At 68.4% G+C, this 16,871-nt stretch carries 23 protein-coding genes and 1 tRNA gene; 14 read left to right on the top strand and 10 right to left on the bottom strand.

The annotated features are described in order from the left end of the window. Nucleotides 1–10 precede the first annotated feature (10 nt). The 7 genes from ASD38_RS09640 to ASD38_RS09665 all read left to right on the top strand — a co-directional run bounded on the left by ASD38_RS09640 (nt 11) and on the right by ASD38_RS09665 (nt 4,821). Nucleotides 11–145 carry an entericidin A/B family lipoprotein gene (locus ASD38_RS09640; protein ID WP_056442293.1) on the top strand — a complete coding sequence of 45 codons (135 nt, stop codon included), beginning with the start codon at nt 11–13 and terminating at the stop codon, nt 143–145. A gap of 297 nt (nt 146–442) precedes the next feature. Next, nucleotides 443–844, top strand: a complete 402-nt coding sequence (locus ASD38_RS09645) for a DUF983 domain-containing protein (protein WP_056459567.1) — start codon at nt 443–445, stop codon at nt 842–844. 210 nt (nt 845–1,054) lie between these two features. Then, nucleotides 1,055–1,768 (top strand): hypothetical protein, encoded by a 714-nt coding sequence (locus ASD38_RS09650; RefSeq protein WP_156390640.1) that lies wholly within the window; start codon nt 1,055–1,057, stop codon nt 1,766–1,768. A gap of 107 nt (nt 1,769–1,875) precedes the next feature. Continuing rightward, nucleotides 1,876–2,031: a DUF3309 family protein gene (locus tag ASD38_RS23325; protein WP_082554770.1), complete on the top strand. Its 156-nt coding sequence runs from the start codon at nt 1,876–1,878 to the stop codon at nt 2,029–2,031. Between the two features lie 115 nt (nt 2,032–2,146). Then, nucleotides 2,147–3,610 (top strand): MFS transporter, encoded by a 1,464-nt coding sequence (locus tag ASD38_RS09655; RefSeq protein ID WP_056459574.1) that lies wholly within the window; start codon nt 2,147–2,149, stop codon nt 3,608–3,610. Nucleotides 3,611–3,703: 93 nt separating this feature from the next. Then, nucleotides 3,704–4,438: a DUF599 domain-containing protein gene (locus ASD38_RS09660; protein ID WP_056442506.1), complete on the top strand. Its 735-nt coding sequence runs from the start codon at nt 3,704–3,706 to the stop codon at nt 4,436–4,438. Next, a complete protein-coding gene (locus ASD38_RS09665) occupies nt 4,438–4,821 on the top strand; it encodes a hypothetical protein (protein WP_056442305.1) in 384 nt (127 codons plus the stop codon). The genes ASD38_RS09660 and ASD38_RS09665 overlap by 1 nt, the downstream gene beginning before the upstream one ends. A gap of 46 nt (nt 4,822–4,867) precedes the next feature. Here ASD38_RS09665 and ASD38_RS09670 read toward each other — a convergent pair whose 3' ends face one another. From ASD38_RS09670 to msrA, 3 genes are read right to left on the bottom strand one after another with little or no spacing between them, the layout of a single operon-like run. Then, nucleotides 4,868–5,641, bottom strand: a complete 774-nt coding sequence (locus ASD38_RS09670; RefSeq protein ID WP_056459576.1) for a hypothetical protein — start codon at nt 5,639–5,641, stop codon at nt 4,868–4,870. A 59-nt stretch (nt 5,642–5,700) separates the two neighbouring features. Further along, on the bottom strand, nt 5,701–6,048 hold the full coding sequence (locus tag ASD38_RS09675; RefSeq protein WP_056442311.1) for an MmcQ/YjbR family DNA-binding protein: 348 nt from the start codon (nt 6,046–6,048) through the stop codon (nt 5,701–5,703). Continuing rightward, nucleotides 6,045–6,698: a peptide-methionine (S)-S-oxide reductase MsrA gene (gene msrA, locus ASD38_RS09680; protein WP_056459579.1), complete on the bottom strand. Its 654-nt coding sequence runs from the start codon at nt 6,696–6,698 to the stop codon at nt 6,045–6,047. The genes ASD38_RS09675 and msrA overlap by 4 nt, the downstream gene beginning before the upstream one ends. A 154-nt stretch (nt 6,699–6,852) precedes the next feature. Between msrA and ASD38_RS09685 the strand changes: the two genes are divergently transcribed. Then, nucleotides 6,853–6,942, top strand: a tRNA-Ser gene (locus ASD38_RS09685). A 355-nt stretch (nt 6,943–7,297) separates the two neighbouring features. On the opposite strand, the gene ASD38_RS09690 is transcribed toward ASD38_RS09685, so the two are convergent. Together ASD38_RS09690 and ASD38_RS09695 are read right to left on the bottom strand one after the other, a co-directional pair. Beyond that, the gene (locus ASD38_RS09690) at nt 7,298–8,428 is read right to left on the bottom strand and encodes an HPP family protein (RefSeq protein ID WP_056459699.1); all 1,131 of its coding nucleotides are present in this window, start codon (nt 8,426–8,428) and stop codon (nt 7,298–7,300) included. A gap of 22 nt (nt 8,429–8,450) precedes the next feature. Beyond that, nucleotides 8,451–8,888, bottom strand: coding sequence for a MarR family winged helix-turn-helix transcriptional regulator (locus tag ASD38_RS09695; RefSeq protein WP_056442316.1), 438 nt, complete (start codon nt 8,886–8,888; stop codon nt 8,451–8,453). Between the two features lie 74 nt (nt 8,889–8,962). Between ASD38_RS09695 and ASD38_RS09700 the strand changes: the two genes are divergently transcribed. The 3 genes from ASD38_RS09700 to ASD38_RS23850 all read left to right on the top strand — a co-directional run bounded on the left by ASD38_RS09700 (nt 8,963) and on the right by ASD38_RS23850 (nt 11,438). Continuing rightward, nucleotides 8,963–10,744 carry a chloride channel protein gene (locus tag ASD38_RS09700; RefSeq protein WP_056442319.1) on the top strand — a complete coding sequence of 594 codons (1,782 nt, stop codon included), beginning with the start codon at nt 8,963–8,965 and terminating at the stop codon, nt 10,742–10,744. Nucleotides 10,745–10,748: 4 nt separating this feature from the next. After that, nucleotides 10,749–11,099 carry a hypothetical protein gene (locus ASD38_RS09705; protein ID WP_156390641.1) on the top strand — a complete coding sequence of 117 codons (351 nt, stop codon included), beginning with the start codon at nt 10,749–10,751 and terminating at the stop codon, nt 11,097–11,099. 165 nt (nt 11,100–11,264) lie between these two features. Next, a complete protein-coding gene (locus ASD38_RS23850; protein WP_156390642.1) occupies nt 11,265–11,438 on the top strand; it encodes a hypothetical protein in 174 nt (57 codons plus the stop codon). A gap of 146 nt (nt 11,439–11,584) precedes the next feature. On the opposite strand, the gene ASD38_RS09710 is transcribed toward ASD38_RS23850, so the two are convergent. Together ASD38_RS09710 and ASD38_RS09715 are read right to left on the bottom strand one after the other, a co-directional pair. Beyond that, complete coding sequence (locus ASD38_RS09710; RefSeq protein WP_082560721.1) at nt 11,585–12,388, bottom strand: DUF1365 domain-containing protein; 804 nt, start codon at nt 12,386–12,388, stop codon at nt 11,585–11,587. Beyond that, nucleotides 12,385–13,722, bottom strand: coding sequence for an NAD(P)/FAD-dependent oxidoreductase (locus ASD38_RS09715; RefSeq protein WP_056459585.1), 1,338 nt, complete (start codon nt 13,720–13,722; stop codon nt 12,385–12,387). The genes ASD38_RS09710 and ASD38_RS09715 overlap by 4 nt, the downstream gene beginning before the upstream one ends. Nucleotides 13,723–13,886: 164 nt before the next feature. Between ASD38_RS09715 and ASD38_RS09720 the strand changes: the two genes are divergently transcribed. The 3 genes from ASD38_RS09720 to ASD38_RS09730 are packed head-to-tail and all read left to right on the top strand — an operon-like array spanning nt 13,887 to nt 15,900. After that, complete coding sequence (locus tag ASD38_RS09720) at nt 13,887–14,465, top strand: sigma-70 family RNA polymerase sigma factor (RefSeq protein WP_056459588.1); 579 nt, start codon at nt 13,887–13,889, stop codon at nt 14,463–14,465. Then, entirely contained in the window at nt 14,462–15,100 is a 639-nt protein-coding gene (chrR, locus tag ASD38_RS09725) for a cadmium/peroxide/UV radiation responsive anti-sigma factor ChrR (protein WP_056442330.1), read from the top strand. Before ASD38_RS09720 ends, chrR begins: the two co-directional genes overlap by 4 nt. After that, nucleotides 15,097–15,900, top strand: coding sequence for a DUF1295 domain-containing protein (locus tag ASD38_RS09730; RefSeq protein WP_056442333.1), 804 nt, complete (start codon nt 15,097–15,099; stop codon nt 15,898–15,900). The genes chrR and ASD38_RS09730 overlap by 4 nt, the downstream gene beginning before the upstream one ends. Here ASD38_RS09730 and ASD38_RS09735 read toward each other — a convergent pair. The 3 genes from ASD38_RS09735 to ASD38_RS09740 are packed head-to-tail and all read right to left on the bottom strand — an operon-like array spanning nt 15,897 to nt 16,801. Continuing rightward, nucleotides 15,897–16,307, bottom strand: a complete 411-nt coding sequence (locus ASD38_RS09735; RefSeq protein WP_056442336.1) for a DUF2177 family protein — start codon at nt 16,305–16,307, stop codon at nt 15,897–15,899. The genes ASD38_RS09730 and ASD38_RS09735 overlap by 4 nt on opposite strands. A 49-nt stretch (nt 16,308–16,356) precedes the next feature. Continuing rightward, nucleotides 16,357–16,503, bottom strand: coding sequence for a hypothetical protein (locus tag ASD38_RS23855; RefSeq protein ID WP_156390643.1), 147 nt, complete (start codon nt 16,501–16,503; stop codon nt 16,357–16,359). 55 nt (nt 16,504–16,558) lie between these two features. Further along, nucleotides 16,559–16,801, bottom strand: a complete 243-nt coding sequence (locus tag ASD38_RS09740) for a hypothetical protein (protein ID WP_056442343.1) — start codon at nt 16,799–16,801, stop codon at nt 16,559–16,561. Nucleotides 16,802–16,871: the final 70 nt, after the last annotated feature.

Here is a 16,871-nt window from a genome sequence, read left to right on the forward strand (position 1 = left end):
AGAGCTCTCCATGCGCAAGATCGTGATCCTGGCCGCCGCGGCCGCCGCCCTGATGGTTTCGGCCTGCAACACCGTCGAAGGCGTCGGCAGGGACGTTTCGGCCGCCGGCCGCGCCGTGACCAACACCGCCAAGGACGCCAAATAGTCGCAGGATCAAGGGTTGCGGACTTCGCCCAACCGGAGTCCGCGAACCTTGTGATAGTTAAGCTGGCGCATCATTCGACCACGCGTTCGCCGCGTTTTTCCAAGGCGGACCGCGACTTATCCACAAACCCCGAAACGTTTGTGGTTAACCGCCCAAGTATCGCCGTTTTTACTGGCTCGCCTTGCGGGCGAATTCTTGAGCCGCCAGCCGTTCATCTCAACGAAAACTGATTCAAAATGGCGCATGCGACCGTGCGCCCCCTTTCGCCGGAACCGTCGCGGAGGCATATCCACGCCCATGAACGACCAGCCGTCCTCCTCCAGCCTCCAGCCGGCCAGCATGCTGACCGGCATGAAGCGCGGCGTCCGCCATCGCTGCCCCAACTGCGGCGAGGGACGGCTGTACACGCGCTATCTGAAGGTCGATCTCGACTGCGAGGTCTGCGGCCACGACCTGGCGCGCTATCCGGCCGACGACGGCCCGGCCTATTTCACGATCCTGATCATCGGCCATCTGGTCGTCGCGCCGCTGCTGCTGTTCCCGTTCATATGGAAGATGTCGCCGACGCTGGTGGTGCCGCTGACCGTGCTGCCGCTGGCCGCCCTGACCCTGATGCTGCTGCCCCGCGTCAAGGGCGCGGTGATCGGCGCCCTGTGGGCCGTGGGCCTGCGCAAGGCCGAGGACTGCTCCGGCGGCTGACGCACCGGACGAGCCGATTCGCCGCCACTCGTCATGGTTGCCATCCCGCGCCGATAGCCCCAGGATGACGCCGCCCGCTCCGGAGGGGTGCGAATGGTCGGCTTGCTCGTCTTGTTCCTCATCGTCGCAATAGGGCTCTCCTGCCTCCTGGGACGGGCCTTCGTTCGCCGCCTCGCCCGACGGCCCGCCGCGATCCTGACCTCCGCCGTCTTGGCGGGACTCCTGGCCGCCAGTTGCGACGTCGCCTACAAGGCGGCCAGCGAAGCGCCCAGCCCCGCCGCCTCGCCCTGCGCCGCCGCCGCGCCGGGTCCGGCTTGCGACGCCGCCGAACGCACGCGGTATCTGGCCGAACTGGCCGACCAGCAGATCCGCACGATGCCCGTCCTGGTGAAGTGGCGCGACCAGCTGCCCTGGGGCAAGCAAACGCCAATCACCGTCATCATCGCCTCGGCGGACCGCGCGGCGGCGGAAACCGCCCTGGACGCCGCCGCGGTCAAGAGCGGCGGCCAGGTCGAGGAGAAGCCCGTCGCGATCGGCCGCAGGGTGCGCGCGGAACTGACAGGCCTCAATGTCGAGATCGACAAGCCCGAGCAGACGGTCCGCGACGTCACGGCGTTGCAGAACGTCACTTTCGAGTGGCTGGTGAAGCCCACACGCCCCGGCAAGACCGTCCTGACGCTGCGGATCTTCAACGAGTTGATCACGCCGGACGGCCCGATCGAACTGGAGCGCCCCGCCCTGGTCCATGAGATGTCGGTGAAGATCGGCTTCCTGGACTGGCTGACCTGGCAGATGGAGCGGATGACGGGCCTGCAGTGGGCGATCGGCGGGGTGCTGACCGTCCTGGGCCTGGCGTTCGCCAACCGCGCCAAGCTGAGGCGCTGGTGGAGGCGGCGGCAGTCGCCAAAGCCCCCCGAACCCTAGCCCTCCGCCGCCGTGGCGCGGGGCCGTCGCGGAACCTTGGCCGCGCTTCTCGCATTCCTTCCGCCTAACCCCGACGCGCAGGGCGCTCGGATGCAACGGAGACGGACATGCTCGGCACGATCCTCATCATCATCCTGATCCTGGCTCTGATCGGCTCCCTGCCGACCTGGGGCCACAGCCGCTCGTGGGGCTACTATCCGTCCGGCGGCCTGGGCCTGATCCTCGTGATCATCATCGTCCTGGTCCTGATCGGCAGAATCTAGCGGCGCCAGGGCGGTCCGGGGGCGCACGTCCGCGTGTGTCCCCGAGCCGCCCGCACGCCCTTCCCCGGACGACCCATGTTCGCCTAAGGTCCCTCCCAACGACACGGGGGGCGACATGACCGACACCGCTGCGGCGACAACGCCCCAGGCCGCCGCGCCCCAGGCCGCACCCATGAGCGCATGGCGCCGGGCCCGCGCCATCCTCGGCGGGTCGGCCGGCAATCTGGTCGAATGGTACGACTGGTTCGCCTACGCCGCCTTCTCGATCTATTTCGCCAAGGTCTTTTTCCCCAAGGGCGACCAGACCGCCCAGCTGATGCAGACCGCGGCCATCTTCGCGGTCGGCTTCGGGGCGCGCCCCGTCGGGGCCTGGCTGATGGGCCTCTATGCCGACCGCAAGGGGCGCAAGGCCGGCCTGACCCTGGCCGTGGGCCTGATGTGCGTCGGCTCGCTGATCATCGCCCTGTGCCCGGGCCACGCCAGGATCGGCGACGCCGCCCCGGTGATCCTGCTGCTGGCCCGCCTGCTGCAAGGCCTGTCGGTGGGCGGCGAGTACGGGGCCAGCGCCACCTATATGAGCGAAATGGCCGGGAAGAAGCGTCGCGGCTTCTGGTCCAGCTTCCAGTACGTGACCCTGATCATGGGCCAGCTGGTGGCGGCCCTGGTGCTGGTGATCCTGCAAAACACCCTCAGCAAGGAAGACCTGGCCGACTGGGGCTGGCGCGTCCCGTTCTTCGTGGGCGCGGCCCTGGCCGTGGTGGTGTTCTGGATCCGCACCGGCATCGAGGAGAGCATCTCGCACCAGAACGCCGCGCCCCGCGACCCGGTCAGCCGGCGCCAGGTCGTCTGGGTGGGCGGACTGCTGCTGGCGACGGTCGGATCCATGGTCGCGGGCTTCACCGAGGCGCCGTTCGCCGCGACGGCGCAATATGGCGCGGTGGCGCTGCTGATCGCGACCTATGTGGCCCTGGCCGCGCCGCTGGTCTCGCGCCATCCCAAGCCGGCCCTGGCGATCATCGGCCTGACCGCCGCCGGCTCCTTGGCCTTCTACGCCTACACCACCTACATGCTGAAGTTCCTGACCAACACGGCGGGCTTCGACAAGGCCACGGCCGGGGCGATCAACCTGGCCACCCTGGCCGGCTTCATGCTGATCCAGCCCTTGTTCGGCTGGATCTCGGACCAGGTGGGCCGCAGGACCATGCTGGTCTTCGCCTTCGGGGCGGGGGCCCTGATCGCCTGGCCGGTGTTCAGCCTGACCGCCAAGGCGACCAGCCCGGCGCTCGCCTTCGGCCTGATCTTCGCGGCCCTGTTCGTGCAGTCGGGCTACACCTCGATCAGCGCCGTGGTGAAGGCCGAACTGTTCCCCACCCACGTGCGCGCCCTGGGCGTGGCCCTGCCCTACGCCATCGGCAACGCCGCGTTCGGCGGCACGGCGGAATATGTCGCCCTGTGGTTCAAGCACGAGGGCATGGAGAGCGGCTTCTACCTCTATGTGTCGGCGATCATGGCCGTGGGCCTGACCGTCTCGCTGCTGCTGCGCGACACCGGCAAGCACAGCCTGATCCTCGAGGACTGACGCCGCTCCCTCTTTCACCGACTCTCGCTTCCGACTTAAGCTCGCCCGATGTTCCCTTCGCACCCGTTCACCGTCTCCCAGCAGTTCATGGCCATGCCGATCATCGATCTGCTGGCCCTGGGCTTCTTCCTGTTCTGCTGGCTGTTCTACGAGCCGATGCTCAAGCGGCTGGGTCACGAGAAGAACGTCATCAACACCGACATGACGGTGATCCGCCGCCGATGGATGGCCGAGATGGCGGTGCGCGAGATCGCCCTGCTGGACGGCCAGTTGCTGGGCCACGCGATCAATTCGGCCTCGTTCTTCGCCTCGTCGAACCTGATCCTGATCGCCGCGGCGGCCGGGGTGCTGTTCGGCGGCGACAACGCGCTCAAGAGCATCGAGGGCCTGGCCGTCCTGGCCCCGGCCTCGGCCCTGGTCTTCCAGATCAAGATGGGCGTCGTGCTGATCGCCCTGGCGCGGGGCCTGCTCGACTTCATCTGGGCCATCCGCCAGATGAATTACTGCCTGGCCGCCATCGGCGCGACGCCGATGTGGGCCCCGCGCGCGGTGCTGGAGGAATATGCCGAGGCGGCGGGCGCGATCCTCAATCCCGCCCTGTCGGCCTTCAACGCCGGGGTGCGCGGCTATTATTTCGCCCTGGCGGCGGCGGCCTGGCTGCTGGGCCCGATCGCCTTCGCCGTGGCGACCGGCGGCGCGATGGCGCTGCTGCTCTGGCGCCAGCGCCGCAGCCCGGCCTCGACCGCCGTTCGCAAGGTGCGCCAGATCCTCGAGCGCCAGCCGGTGGTCGTCGGCCCGCACCTGACCGACAAGCGCGACGAAACCTGATGCGCCGGACGGTCCTTCGCCTTCTTCTGCTGGCCCTGTTGACGCCGTCCATGGCCAACGCCGGAGAGGATGGCTGGGCCGCCTGGCGCGCGGGGCTGGCCCGGACCTGCCCGTCCCACCATGTCGATTGGATCGCCGACGGCAGCTACGACGCGTTGCTGGGCGCCTTCAATTCGACCCTCGACGCCAGGACCCAAGCCCAGGTCGCCGCGATCGCCGACTATGACCATCGTTGCGCCCAGGAAACCGCCGGCTTCTCCTGCGAAATGGGTGTCCACCTCGACGCCTTTCAGCGGGCGGGCCTGCTCGACCGCTTCGTCCGGTTCGGCTGCCGGACCGTGCGCTGCGAAGAACAATCCTTGTGCAGCCGGTTTCCGACCTAGGGCCGGGCCGACGCCGAACCCGGCCTCCTCATTCGGCCGTCACGCCCTAGCCGCCCAGGCCGCGCCCCTGGGTCGCGGCGAACAGCACGAAGACCGCCGCCGCCAGGGCCAGGGTCGCCGGACTTAGGGCCAACCGCGCCGACACGTCCGGCGACGCCACGCTTGGGCCTCTGGGGATCAGCAGCAGCGGCAAGGCGGCAAGGCCGATCTCGCTCACCGCGTCGTGGAAGCCCCGCGACGCCTGCGCCCCCTGATAGAGCAAGGCGGCCGCGGCCACGCCCACCACCGCCGCCAGCCACGCGGCCCGCGCCACGCGACGGGCGCTGGCCAGATCCGGCCACAGCGCCCTCAGGCCCCGCGAGGACGCCGCCAGCGCCCCGCCATAGATCGCCGCCCCGGCCGCCCCCAGCGCCGCCCGCCACCACGGCCCCTCGCCCAGCAGGTCGCGCGCGGCGAAATAGGCGTCGCCATCTTTCAGCAGCATGGCCTGGACCAGATAGCCGCCCTCCCAGAACAGGCTGAACGCCGCCACCAGGATCAGGAACAGCCGCGGGCCGGGGCGCGAGAGCGGAACCCTCGCGCTCAGGATCAGGGCCAGGCCGCCCAGCAGCAGGTTGGTCAGCGGCCCGGCCGCGTCGATGAGGGGCGAGGTCCGCTCGCAGCGGAACAGCGACGCGGTCAGCAGCTCGACACGGCCGCCCAGGGCCAGGCAGGCGCCGCCATGACCCAGGCCCTCATGCGCGAAGCAGACCAGGCACATGGCGATCAGGGCGATGGCCGCGGTCGTCGCCAGGCTGTCGCGCGAGGATGCCGGCGCCATGAAGTCCTCCGTCCGCCGGCAGGTTCGGACCTTTGCCGTCGCGGCGCAAGGCCCCGGCGCTAGAGCCCAATCTCCGCCCGCGCCTTGCGGGTCAGCTTGGCGGCGATCAGCCCGTGGGCGGTCTTCAGCCAGTCGGCCACCTCGTCCGCGTCCTCGGCGGCCAGGTCGGCGAAATGCAGCCACTTGGCGCGGGCCAGATAGGGGGCGGGCGCGGCGCGGCCCGTCTCGCTCAGCACCTCGAACGCCACGTCCGAGGCCTTCAGCGAAAAGCCGTTCGCGCCCACCGCCCCGCCCAACACCGCGAACATCTTGCCGCCCACCTTGTAGACGTGGTCGGCGCCCCACTGGATGGTCATGGTCGCGCCCGGCAGGGCCAGGGCGGCGGCGTCGAACGCTTCGGGGGTCATGCCCCCACGCCCACGCCGATCGGGCAGACCACGCCGGTGCCGCCGATGCCGCAATAACCCTCGGGGTTCTTGGCCAGGTACTGCTGGTGATAGTCCTCGGCGAAGTAGAACGGACCGGCCGCGCCGATCTCGGTGGTGATGCTCCCCAGCCCCTGGGCGTTCAGCGCCTGCTGATAGGCCTCCTTGGACGCCACCGCCGCGGCGGCCTGGCTGTCGGAGGTGACATAGATTCCCGAGCGGTATTGCGTGCCGATGTCGCCGCCCTGACGCATGCCCTGGGTCGGGTCGTGGTTCTCCCAGAAGGTCTTGAGCAGGGCCTCGTAGGTGACCGAGCGCGGATCGAACACGATCTGCACCACCTCGGTGTGGCCCGTGCGGCCGGTGCAGACCTCCTCATAGGTCGGGTTCGGCGTGATCCCGGCCGCGTAGCCGGCGGCGGTCACATAGACGCCGGGGACCTTCCAGAACATTCGCTCCACGCCCCAGAAACAGCCCATGGCCAACACCGCCACCTCCATCCCGTCGGGATAGGGCCCCTTCAGCGGATGGCCGTTGACGAAGTGGGTCCGGGCCGTCGGGATCGCCGCCGCGCGCCCCGGCAAGGCGGTGTCGACGGTCGGCATTTCGAGGGTTTTGGGGGCGGAGGCCATGGCGGAATCTCGGGTCGAAACTTGAGCCGCCGATACTAAGCCGTTCGCGATCTCGTTTCACCTCGTATGGCCGCTTGCTACCGCAACCTTCCTGAGTATATTGCGCCCCTTCCTGCGTCGGGGGTCTCAACCGCCTTCCGCATCTGGTGCGCATGGTGAGGTGGCCGAGTGGTTGAAGGCGCACGCCTGGAACGCGTGTATAGGGGAAACTCTATCGAGGGTTCGAATCCCTCTCTCACCGCCACCTTTCTCTATAAAAATCAACGATTTAAGAATATTCTGGCGCATATTTCCACTGGCGCGCCATAGCGCGGGCCAGCGTTGGCACGTTTGGCGCGGGTTCTGCCCTTGAAGACCTCGGTCAAACGGAAGGCCGCCACAAGCGGACTCAGGCCGTGGGCTTGGTTGGCCTTGGCCAAGCCGCGCAAGTCGCTCGTGGGGATGCCGCAAGCAAAGCGCGCCGTGCATGACCTTCCACGACCGGCGGGCGCAAGGCCTGGAAAAGCCAGATCCGATGTTGTCGCGGAGGCGCGGCCGCCTCCATCGCGCGAACGTGGGCCGAGCCCTTGGTCGGGCGGATTGGAGAGCGTCCCAGGCGGCTAGATGGCCGGATCGATGGCGCCGGCCTCCTCCGCCCGTTGCATCGCCACCGCCTCGACGATGTGGGCTCGGTAGAGCACGCCGAGCAGGTCGGTCTGGGTGATGATGCCCAGCAGAACACGGTGCTCGTCGACCACCATGGCCTCGTGCGCGACCCCGCTGGACAGGATCGGCAACAGGGCCTCGATCGCGGTGCCGGGGCGAACCTTGTGCACGAACGGATCCAACACCGCCTCGACGGGACCGTCCCGGCCGGTCTGGAGCTCGGCCCGGCGCACCATGCCGACCACCTTGCGATCACTGTCGACGACCGGCGCGGACCGCAGGTCGTGGGCGCGCATGTAAGCCAGAGCGCTTTGGGCGGTCTGGTGCAGGTCAACGCTCAGCACGTCCCGGGACATGATGTCGCTGCACAGGATGTGCGCGTGGAGACGCCGATGGGCTTGCAGCTCGACCTCGCGGAACAGCGCGTCCAGGTCCTCGCGATCGACGTCCAGCAGGTCGCCATAGTGGGCCAGGGCGTTGTCGATGTCCTCGGCGGTGAACCCGACCCGCTGCAAGGGCGGCGCGTCGTGGGTCGCGTGCACATTGGCCGGCTGCGGCACGCGGTGCGGATAGGACCGCCCCGCCGCCCGCGCATAGGCCATGGCCGAAAGCACCAGCAAGGCCGAGCACAGCCCGACCGGCACGAAGACATAGGCGTAGGAGGTCGGACCGACCGGACCGGCGACCAGGGCGGCGCCCAGCGCGACGGCGCCGCCGGGCGGGTGCAGGCAGCCCAGCAAGCCCATGGCGACGATCGCGCAGGCCACGGCTGTCGCCGCCGCCAAGGCGGGATGCGGATGGAAGGCCAGGGCGCAGGTCACTCCGGCCAGGGCCGAGACCATGTTGCCGCCGATGATCGCGCGCGGCTGGGCCAACGGGCTGGCCGGCACGGCGAAGGCCAGCACCGCCGAGGCGCCGATCGGGGGGACCAGCAGCGGCAGAGCCGAGGCATGTCCGCTGGCGACCATGTGCGCCAGCAGACCGGTGGCGGGAATGCCGAGCAAGGCGCCGAGCCCCGATCGCAGGATGTCCGCCGGCCGGATCGGATTGCGGCCGCGCAGGGCCAAGGTGAGGGTTTGCAGCATGATCTCTCGGGGACGGGTCTGGTCAGGCCCGGTCGCGGCCAAGGCGAGCAAGGGCGGCGGTCAGGGCGGGCTCCAGGGACTTCAGCTCCTTGAGATGAGCCGTGCTCAACTCGGCCAGCAGGTCTTCGGCCTTGTCGGTCAGCGCCAGGTGCACCTTGCGGCGATCCTGCCGGGACGGAAGCTTGCTGATCAGCCCCGCCTCGACCATCCGCGCGGTCAGTTCGGTCGCGGTGTGGGGCGCGATCATCAGGCGTTCCGACAAGGTCCCCACCGTGGGCGCGTCCGCGCCGTCGAAGCCGGCGATCGCCAGCAGCGCCTGGTGCTGCTGGGCTGGAAGGCCCGCGCCATGCGCGGCGGTTTCGCTGAACGCCAGGAACCGGCGCAGCTCGTAGCGGAAGGCCGCCAGCGCCACGTACTGCGTGCGTGTCAGGCCGTCTTCGTCACGATTCTTGTCGTCCAAGCGCCCACCCCTCTTGGAAAATATCGTAATACGACATATTGGCGCTTTCACAAGAGCCGCTCCGAGAGGGAAGCATGACCGCCGCCGAGTCCAGTTTCATGGGGAACGCCCCACGCCGCGCGCTTGGCGACTTCACCGCCGACCGCCGCCTGCTGATGTTGGCGGCCATGGCCCTGGTGGTCGGCAGCGGCGGGGCGGGCGCGGCCTGGCTGCTGATCCGCCTGATCACCCTGACGACCAACCTCGTCTGGTTTGGACGGTTCGATATCGCTTCCCGCTCGCTCGAGCACCTGGCCCCCTCCCCCTGGATGGTGGCCGCGCCGGTGCTGGGCGGCCTGGTCATCGGTCTGATGGCGCGGTTCGGATCGGAGAAGATCCGCGGCCACGGCATCCCCGAGGCCATCGAGGCGATCCTGATCGGCGGCAGCCGCATGTCGCCCAAGGTGGCCGTGCTCAAACCGATTTCGTCGGCGATCTCGATCGGCACGGGCGGACCGTTCGGGGCCGAGGGCCCGATCATCATGACCGGCGGGGCGATCGGCTCGCTGTTCGCCCAGTTCTTCCACCTCAGCGCCGCCGAGCGGAAGACCCTGTTGGTGGCCGGCGCGGCGGCCGGCATGACCGCGATCTTCGGCACGCCGGTGGCCGCCGTCCTGCTGGCGGTCGAGCTGTTGCTGTTCGAATGGCGGCCGCGCAGCTTCATCCCGGTCGCGGTCGCGGCGGTCACCGCCACCAGCTGGCGGCCGCTGCTGTTTGGAAGCGGCCCGCTGTTTCCGTTCGCCGCCGATCCGCTGCTGCCCTGGTGGGGCTTGGCCCTGTGCGCGGGCCTGGGCGTGCTGGCCGGGCTGCAGTCGGGTCTGCTGACCAAGCTGCTGTACGGCCTGGAAGACGCCTTTGAGCGTCTGCCGATCCATTGGATGTGGTGGCCGGCGCTGGGCGGTTTGGGCGTGGGCCTGGGCGGGCTGGTCGAGCCTCGGGCCCTGGGGGTCGGCTATGACGTGATCGGCGACCTGCTGACCGGACATCTGGTCGTCCAGGCGGTGGTCGTCCTGCTGGTGGTCAAGGCGCTGATCTGGCTGGTGGCCCTGTCGTCGGGCACTTCGGGCGGGGTGCTGGCCCCGCTGCTGATCCTGGGCGGGGCGATGGGATGGCTGGTCGGCCAGGTCTTGCCGGGCGACGCGGGCTTCTGGGCCTTGCTGGGCATGGCGGCGATGCTGGGCGGCACCATGCGCTCGCCGCTGACCGCCGTGATCTTCGCGGTCGAGCTGACCGGCGACTGGCGAATGCTGGCCCCGCTGCTGGCGGCCTCGGCGGCCGCCTACGCCACGACGGTGCTGCTGCTCAAGCGCTCGATCCTGACCGAGAAGATCGCCCGCCGCGGCCGACACCTCACCCGAGAGTACGGGGTCGATCCCTACGAACTGGTCCGGGTCTCGGAGGTGATGGTCCAGGCGGTCGACACCCTGCCGGCCGACCTGCCCATTCCCGCCGCGGTCGCGGTTCTGGAGCGCGGTCGTCACCGTGTCTATCCGGTCGTCGAGGCGTCCGGGCGGCTGGTCGGACTGGTGTCGCGGGCCGACGCCCTGGCTTGGCGGGTCGAGGGCGGGCTGGACGAACAGACGCTCGCCGAGCGGGTGTCGGACGCGGCCCTGCCGGTCGCTCATCCCGACGACGTCGTCGCGCGCGTGGTCGGCCTGATGCTGGCGACCGGCCAGGGCCGCATACCGGTCACCGACCCGGCCACCGGCCGACTGGTGGGCCTGCTCGCCCGCAAGGACCTGCTGCAGATCCATGCGACGACCTCGAAGGCCGAAGGCGAACGACAGGCCTATTTCCTCCCCGGGCGACGGGACTAGCTCGGTGACCGGCGAGTCCGAAGAGCGGTCGAGGCGCGAACGGATGCTCGTGCTGGCGGCGCGACAGCAGGCGCTGGCGGAGGTGCTGTTACAGATCCGCCGACTGATCGGACCCGAGGCGACGCCGGACGCCGGCGAGCCCGACCAGGCCTACCAGCGCCTCAAGACCGGCTGGCGGTCGCTGCACGCCTGGCTGGAAGAGGCGGGCCGCGAGAGCCGTCTGGAACTGCGGCTGCTGCGCTCGGAACAAACCCATAGGTTTGCATCCGAGCGGGCGGGGCCCTGGGTCTGGCTTCGCGATCTGATCCACAAGCGTCGATCTGGATCCAGGCCGCCCAAAGGTGATGTTGCGTGAGTTCGACGGAACAACGGCAGGATGGAGACAGGCTGCGAAGAACCGGTCGAATGCGACCGGCGCGACGGGCGGGATTGGGTGGAAAGAGGCCGCTCCGCCTATTAGCTCGCGCCTTCTGCCGGAAGAGAGCGTATTCTATCGCGCATAGGATGAAAGGCGGACGTCATGACGCCTTACGAGCTACGGCGAGCCAACATCGCCCATTTCACGCTGTTGCTTGCCCGGACGAACGATCCCTCCGAGCGCTCGCGCATCGAGGGATTGCGGGATGAGGAACGGCTCAAACCCGACGAAAAATACCCGCAGACGGGCGCGGACAGCAAACGCCCTCGGGACTGATCTCAAAAGGCGCCGCTCCAGGAATTCCGAACGCTAGTCAGCCTGGTCCGAGACTTCATCCGCCGGCGCGACTTAGCGACCCAGCGATCATGAGGTGCAGACGCCACTGTCAGCGGCCATACGGCTCAGCAACCGCCCCAGCCCGTTCAGCGTCCAAGACGACTCTCCCGAGGCCTACGCTGGATCGTGACCGCCTCGTCCGCCGGCGCCGGCTGGCGGGTCACCCTCACGCCCTTGAGCCAGAGCTGAAGCGCCTCCCAATGGATGGCGGCCGTGACCTTCAGGGTCAGCAGAGGCAGGGCGATGGCGGCGGACAGCAGGTCGCGATCCTCCATCGGTCGCCGCTCGGCGGCCATGGCGGCGATGAGCAACGGCCCCTCGGCGTCCCGCCCCGTGATCGTCAGATCCAGCCTCTCGCGCGGGACATGGCCCAGGAATTCATAGTCCATCGCCATCTCCATGAAGGGCGAGACATAGAGGGCCTTGGCCGCGCCCTGGCGGATCCGTCCGGTCGCCTGATCCCCCTCCGGCACGGGAATGACATAGGCGTGCCGGACCCCGAAGGTGCTGGTCACCTCATAGACCAAGGCCGCCAGCCGGCCGTCGAGATGGTGGCAGTAGAAGACGCTGATGGGATTGAAGACGTAACCCAGGACGCGCGGCATGGTCAGCAGGCGAACCGGCCCTTGGCCGATGTCGATCCGCGCCCGTCCGAGCCAAGCCTCGACCTGCGACCGCAAGGCCGTTGTCGAACCATCCCCGTGATCGCGATCGTGAAAGGACAGCAGGTTGAACCGGCTGCGCGAGAACAGACGCAGCCGCCTGTCCAGGTCGTCGAGCTCCTCCAGATCCAGCAGCAGCCAGAAGACGCGATAGTTGAACCGATGCGCCTTGGGCCGCAGTCGCTGGTGCATGACCTCGCCGCGATAGAGCGCCGACGCCCAGGTCACGCCGCCGCCTCCATGGTCTGGGCCGGAGCGGGCGACAGATGGATGCGCCCGCTCTCGTTCTCGACTGTCCAGGGGCGACGCACGCCCCCCAACTGCTCGGCGACGGCCAGGCCCGACTGCAGGCCGTCCTCGTGGAAACCCGCGCCGAAATGGGCGCCGCAGAACCAGACCCCGCCCTGCCCTTGAAGACTCCACAGCTGCTTCTGCGCCCGGAGCGCCGCCGGGTTGAAGATCGGGTGGTCGTAGAGCTCGCTGCGCAACAAGGTGTCGGGGTGTGGCGGGCGTGGCGGGTTTAGGGTGACGAACAGGTCCTGGCCGGTCAGGCCCTGAAGCCTGTTCATCCAATAGGTGACGCACAGGCCGTCATCCGCGCCGATGTAGTTCCAGCTCGCCCAGGCGCTGCGGCGGCGGGGCATCAGGCCGGCGTCCGTATGGAGAACGGTCAGATTGCGGCTGTAGCGGAAGGCGCTCAGCAGTTCGGCCTCGCGGACCGTCGGCTCGGCCAACATGGCCAGGGCCTGATCGGCATGAGCGCCGATCACGACGTGATCGAAGCATGCGACCCCGCCCTGGCTGTCGTGGATCATGACCCCGTGATCGGTGCGTCGCACCGCGGTGACGGCCCTTTCAAGCCGGACGTCGCCAAAGCCCCTGGCAAGATGTTCGACATAGACCCGGCTGCCGCCCTCGACCGTTCGCCAGAGCGGGCGACCGGCCAGTTTCAACAGGCCGTGATTGCCGCAGAACCGAATGAAGGCTTCGGCTGGATAGTCCAGCAGCGTATGGGCGGGCGAAGACCATATCGCCGCGGCCATCGGCAGAAGGTGGTCGTCGCGAAAGGCCTCGCTGAAGCCTTCCCGCTTGAGGTAGCCGCCGAGTGTCAGATCGGGGTCCATGGGGCCCATCAGGTCGATCGGGGCCTGCCGATAGAAGCGCATGATCTCGCCAAGCATCGACCAGAAACGGGGCCGCACGACGTTGCGGCGCTGCGCGAACAGGCGGGGCGCGGCATATTCGAACCGCCCCTCGTCCAGCGATACGGCGAAGGACATTTCAGTCGCCCGCGTGGCGACGCCCAGATGCTTAAAAAGGGCGATCAGATTGGGATAGGTGGCGTCGTTGAAACAGATGAACCCCGTGTCGACCGCCACCTCCCCCTCCATCGTCGGCGCCGTGACGGTGTTGGAGTGACCGCCCAGACGATCGGCCTTTTCGTAGACCGTCACTTGGTGGCGCTGCGACAGCAGCCAAGCCGATGACAGGGCCGCGACCCCAGACCCCACCACGGCGATCTTGAGAGGTCCCGTGGAAGGGCGAGCGTACGAGGATGACATTGCGGCTCCGAAAAGCGCTCGCCCTTCAAGGGTCGGGCTTTATCGGACTACGCATCGGCGTCGGGATTGGATCGCGAATGATCCAAATATTTGCCCGGGGCGTACTAAGCTTCATGCATGTCGCGACCTCGTCATTGGCGTCACAAGGAAGTCGGTCTCTCCGCATGAGCCATCCGGAGCTCGAGCAAGACCCGCTGTTTCACGACCGCCTGATCGAGGCGGTGGCGCTGCGACGCGACCGCGATGCGTTCGCCCATCTCTTCAACCATTTCGCCCCGCGGCTTAAAGCCTGGTTGATCAGGTCCGGCGCCGCGCCCGGCGCGGCCGAAGATTTCGCCCAGGACGCCATGCTGACCGTGTGGCGCAAAGCGGATCTATTCGACCCGCGAAAGGCCCGGGCGGCGACCTGGATCTTCACCATTGCCCGTAACCGGCGGCTGGATGCGCTGCGGCGCGACGCCCGCCCCCTTCCCACGCCTGAAATTGAATTGGCGGGCGAAGCTGTTCTCCGCCCCGACGAGATCCTGTCGATGTCGGAGGACACCGAACGGGTGCGAGAGGCGCTGTCGCGCCTGAGCCGCGAACAGGTGGAGGTGTTGCGCTTCGCCTTCTTCCTGGAAAGCCCCCATTCCGAAATCGCCCTTCATCTCAATCTGCCTCTAGGCACCGTCAAATCCCGAATTCGCAACGCCATGATAAAGCTTCGCCTCATTCTCCAACCGTCTCGGGAGGTGCCCCGATGATCCCACGCCACGGCCCGTCCGAGGAACGGCTGCTCGCCTACGCCGCCGGCGTCCTCAGCCCGCCTCAGGCCGTCGTCGTCGCCACCCATCTGGCGCTGCGCCCCGCGGCCGACGCCTGGGTGCGCCGGCTCCAGGCCGTCGGCGGCCAATTTCTCGAGGAGACGGCGCCCGTCGCCCTGTCCTCGGACGCTCTGACACGAGCCTTGGCGCGCATCGAAACCGATACGGGCGAGGTCAAGAGGCCGGCCCCGCTGAACGACATGGCCGAACTACCCGAACCGCTGCGGCGCTACGCCCTTGGACCGTGGCGCTGGATCGGGCCAGGCATGCGGGTGCGTGACGTCCATGCCCCGCGTGACGGCGACTGCAGGGTCATATTGCTTAGGATCGATCCGGGGCGCGAGACGCCCCGCCACACGCATGGCGGCGTCGAACTGACCTGCGTCCTGACCGGCGCCTACGCCACCGAGACAGATCGTTTCGAGGTCGGCGACCTGGAGGAGGCCGACGGCGAGGTGCTTCACCGGCCGCGGGTGGTGTCGGATCATCCCTGTCTCTGCGTCGCCGCCCTGGACGGCCAGATCCAACTCGACGGCTGGTTGGGACGACTGGTGCAGCCCTTCGTGCGGCTATGACCGAACTCCTGCCGCTTTGGGCGGCGGCGGCGCTTTTTCTGGTTCTGACGATGAGCGCGGCCTGGCTGGTCCAGTGGCGCACCCGGCAGGGCGGATGGGCCGACGTCTTCTGGTCGCTCGGCCTGGGCGCGGCCGGCGTCGCTGTCTCGCTGTTTCCGCCGCATGGCGCGGCGCCGTCCGCGCGCCAGGTGCTGGCGGCCGTGCTGATCGGGCTTTGGGGCTTGAGGCTGGGCGCGCACATCGCCAAGAGGGCGGCCACCGAGCGCGAGGACGCCCGATACGCTCGCTTGCGTCACGACTGGGGTTCACGTTTTCAGACGCGAATGTTCGGCTTCCTGATGTTGCAGGCGGGCGCCGCGGCGTTCCTGGCCCTCAGCATTCTCCTGGCCGCGCACAATCCAGCGCCGGCTTTAGGCTTCCAAGACGGACTGGCCGCCCTGATCTTCCTGTCCGCCCTGGCTGGCGAGGGACTGGCCGATCATCAACTCGCCGCCTTCAAGGCCAACCCGGCCAACCGCGGGCTCATCTGCGACAGCGGCCTGTGGGCCTGGTCGCGCCACCCCAACTACTTTTTCGAATGGCTGGGTTGGTGCGCCTGGCCGCTTTTCGCCATCGACTTCGGCGGCGACTGGCCCTGGGGTTGGCTGGCGCTGAGCGGACCGGCCTACATCTATTGGCTGTTGACGAAGGTCTCGGGCGTGCCCTTGTTGGAAGACCACATGAAGCGCTCGCGCCCCGCCGCCTTCGCCGCCTACGCCGCCCAAACCAGCGCCTTCTTCCCTCGCCCGCCCCGTCGCTAGGCTGGCGGGCGCAGAAGCCTCGCGACCAGGGCGCAAGCGGTCGCTGATGCGCTGGCGCTGACGCACATGCCCCAGACCATGTCGATCAGGGCGAGCTTCAGGCTCCAGCTCTTGAGCGTGGCCAGATTGGTCAGGTCATAGGTCCCATAGGCGAACAGCCCGAGCAGTCCTCCCCAGAGCAGGGCCTTCTTCCAGCCGCCCTCGGCCAGCCCAGGCAGTACGGCGAACAGGGTCAGCCCCGCCGCGTACAGCGCATAGAACGCGATCGCTGGCGCCAGTCTGAAATTTTCCGCCAGCATCGACCCGATAAGCGGCCGGTAGAGTCGGTCTCCCATTGCTCCCAACCAGACCGTGTCGATCATGGCGAAGACGACCAGCGTCAGGACATAGGCGACGGCGACGTTCATGTGAGGCTCCACCCTTTCCAACGCGATACGCGTGGGGCGTGCGAATGGATCATTTGATGCTCATCTGGCAGGTTGAATGGCGCATGCCGGCCGCGCCGCCAAGTCCCACGCCGATCTCGTCGAAGAGGAGGTTTTCCTGCCGGCGACCCTGCCAGCGGAAGATGAACATCCAGCGCTCGGCGCCGGCCGAATCCACGATCAGGTAGAGTTTCCCGCCGTCGCCGTACCGATCTGGCGGCAGGCTTCCGGCATCAGTCGGCCCGCACGCGCGCCTCGATACGGCGCCGCGCCCCGCATCGCGCCGACATCGCCGCCAGCGCGGCGAATCCGACGGCCGCTGCGCACCACGGGCAATGGAGCGCCGGTCCACGTCCGCAGATCTCGCCCAACGCCCAGACCGAGACCATGTGCAGCCAGGCCAGCTGAGCGCTGACTCCGGCGGCGATCAGGGCGAGGATCGCGAGGCGCGACCAGAATTTCGGCGTGAACGTCACGAGAGCGCGACTCCTGTCGAGGACATCAGGCCACCATCCGTGATTTTCCCGACCTCGCCTTGACGGAAAT

This window comes from Caulobacter sp. Root487D2Y, from assembly GCF_001427165.1.
Classification (GTDB): Bacteria; Pseudomonadota; Alphaproteobacteria; order Caulobacterales; family Caulobacteraceae; genus Caulobacter.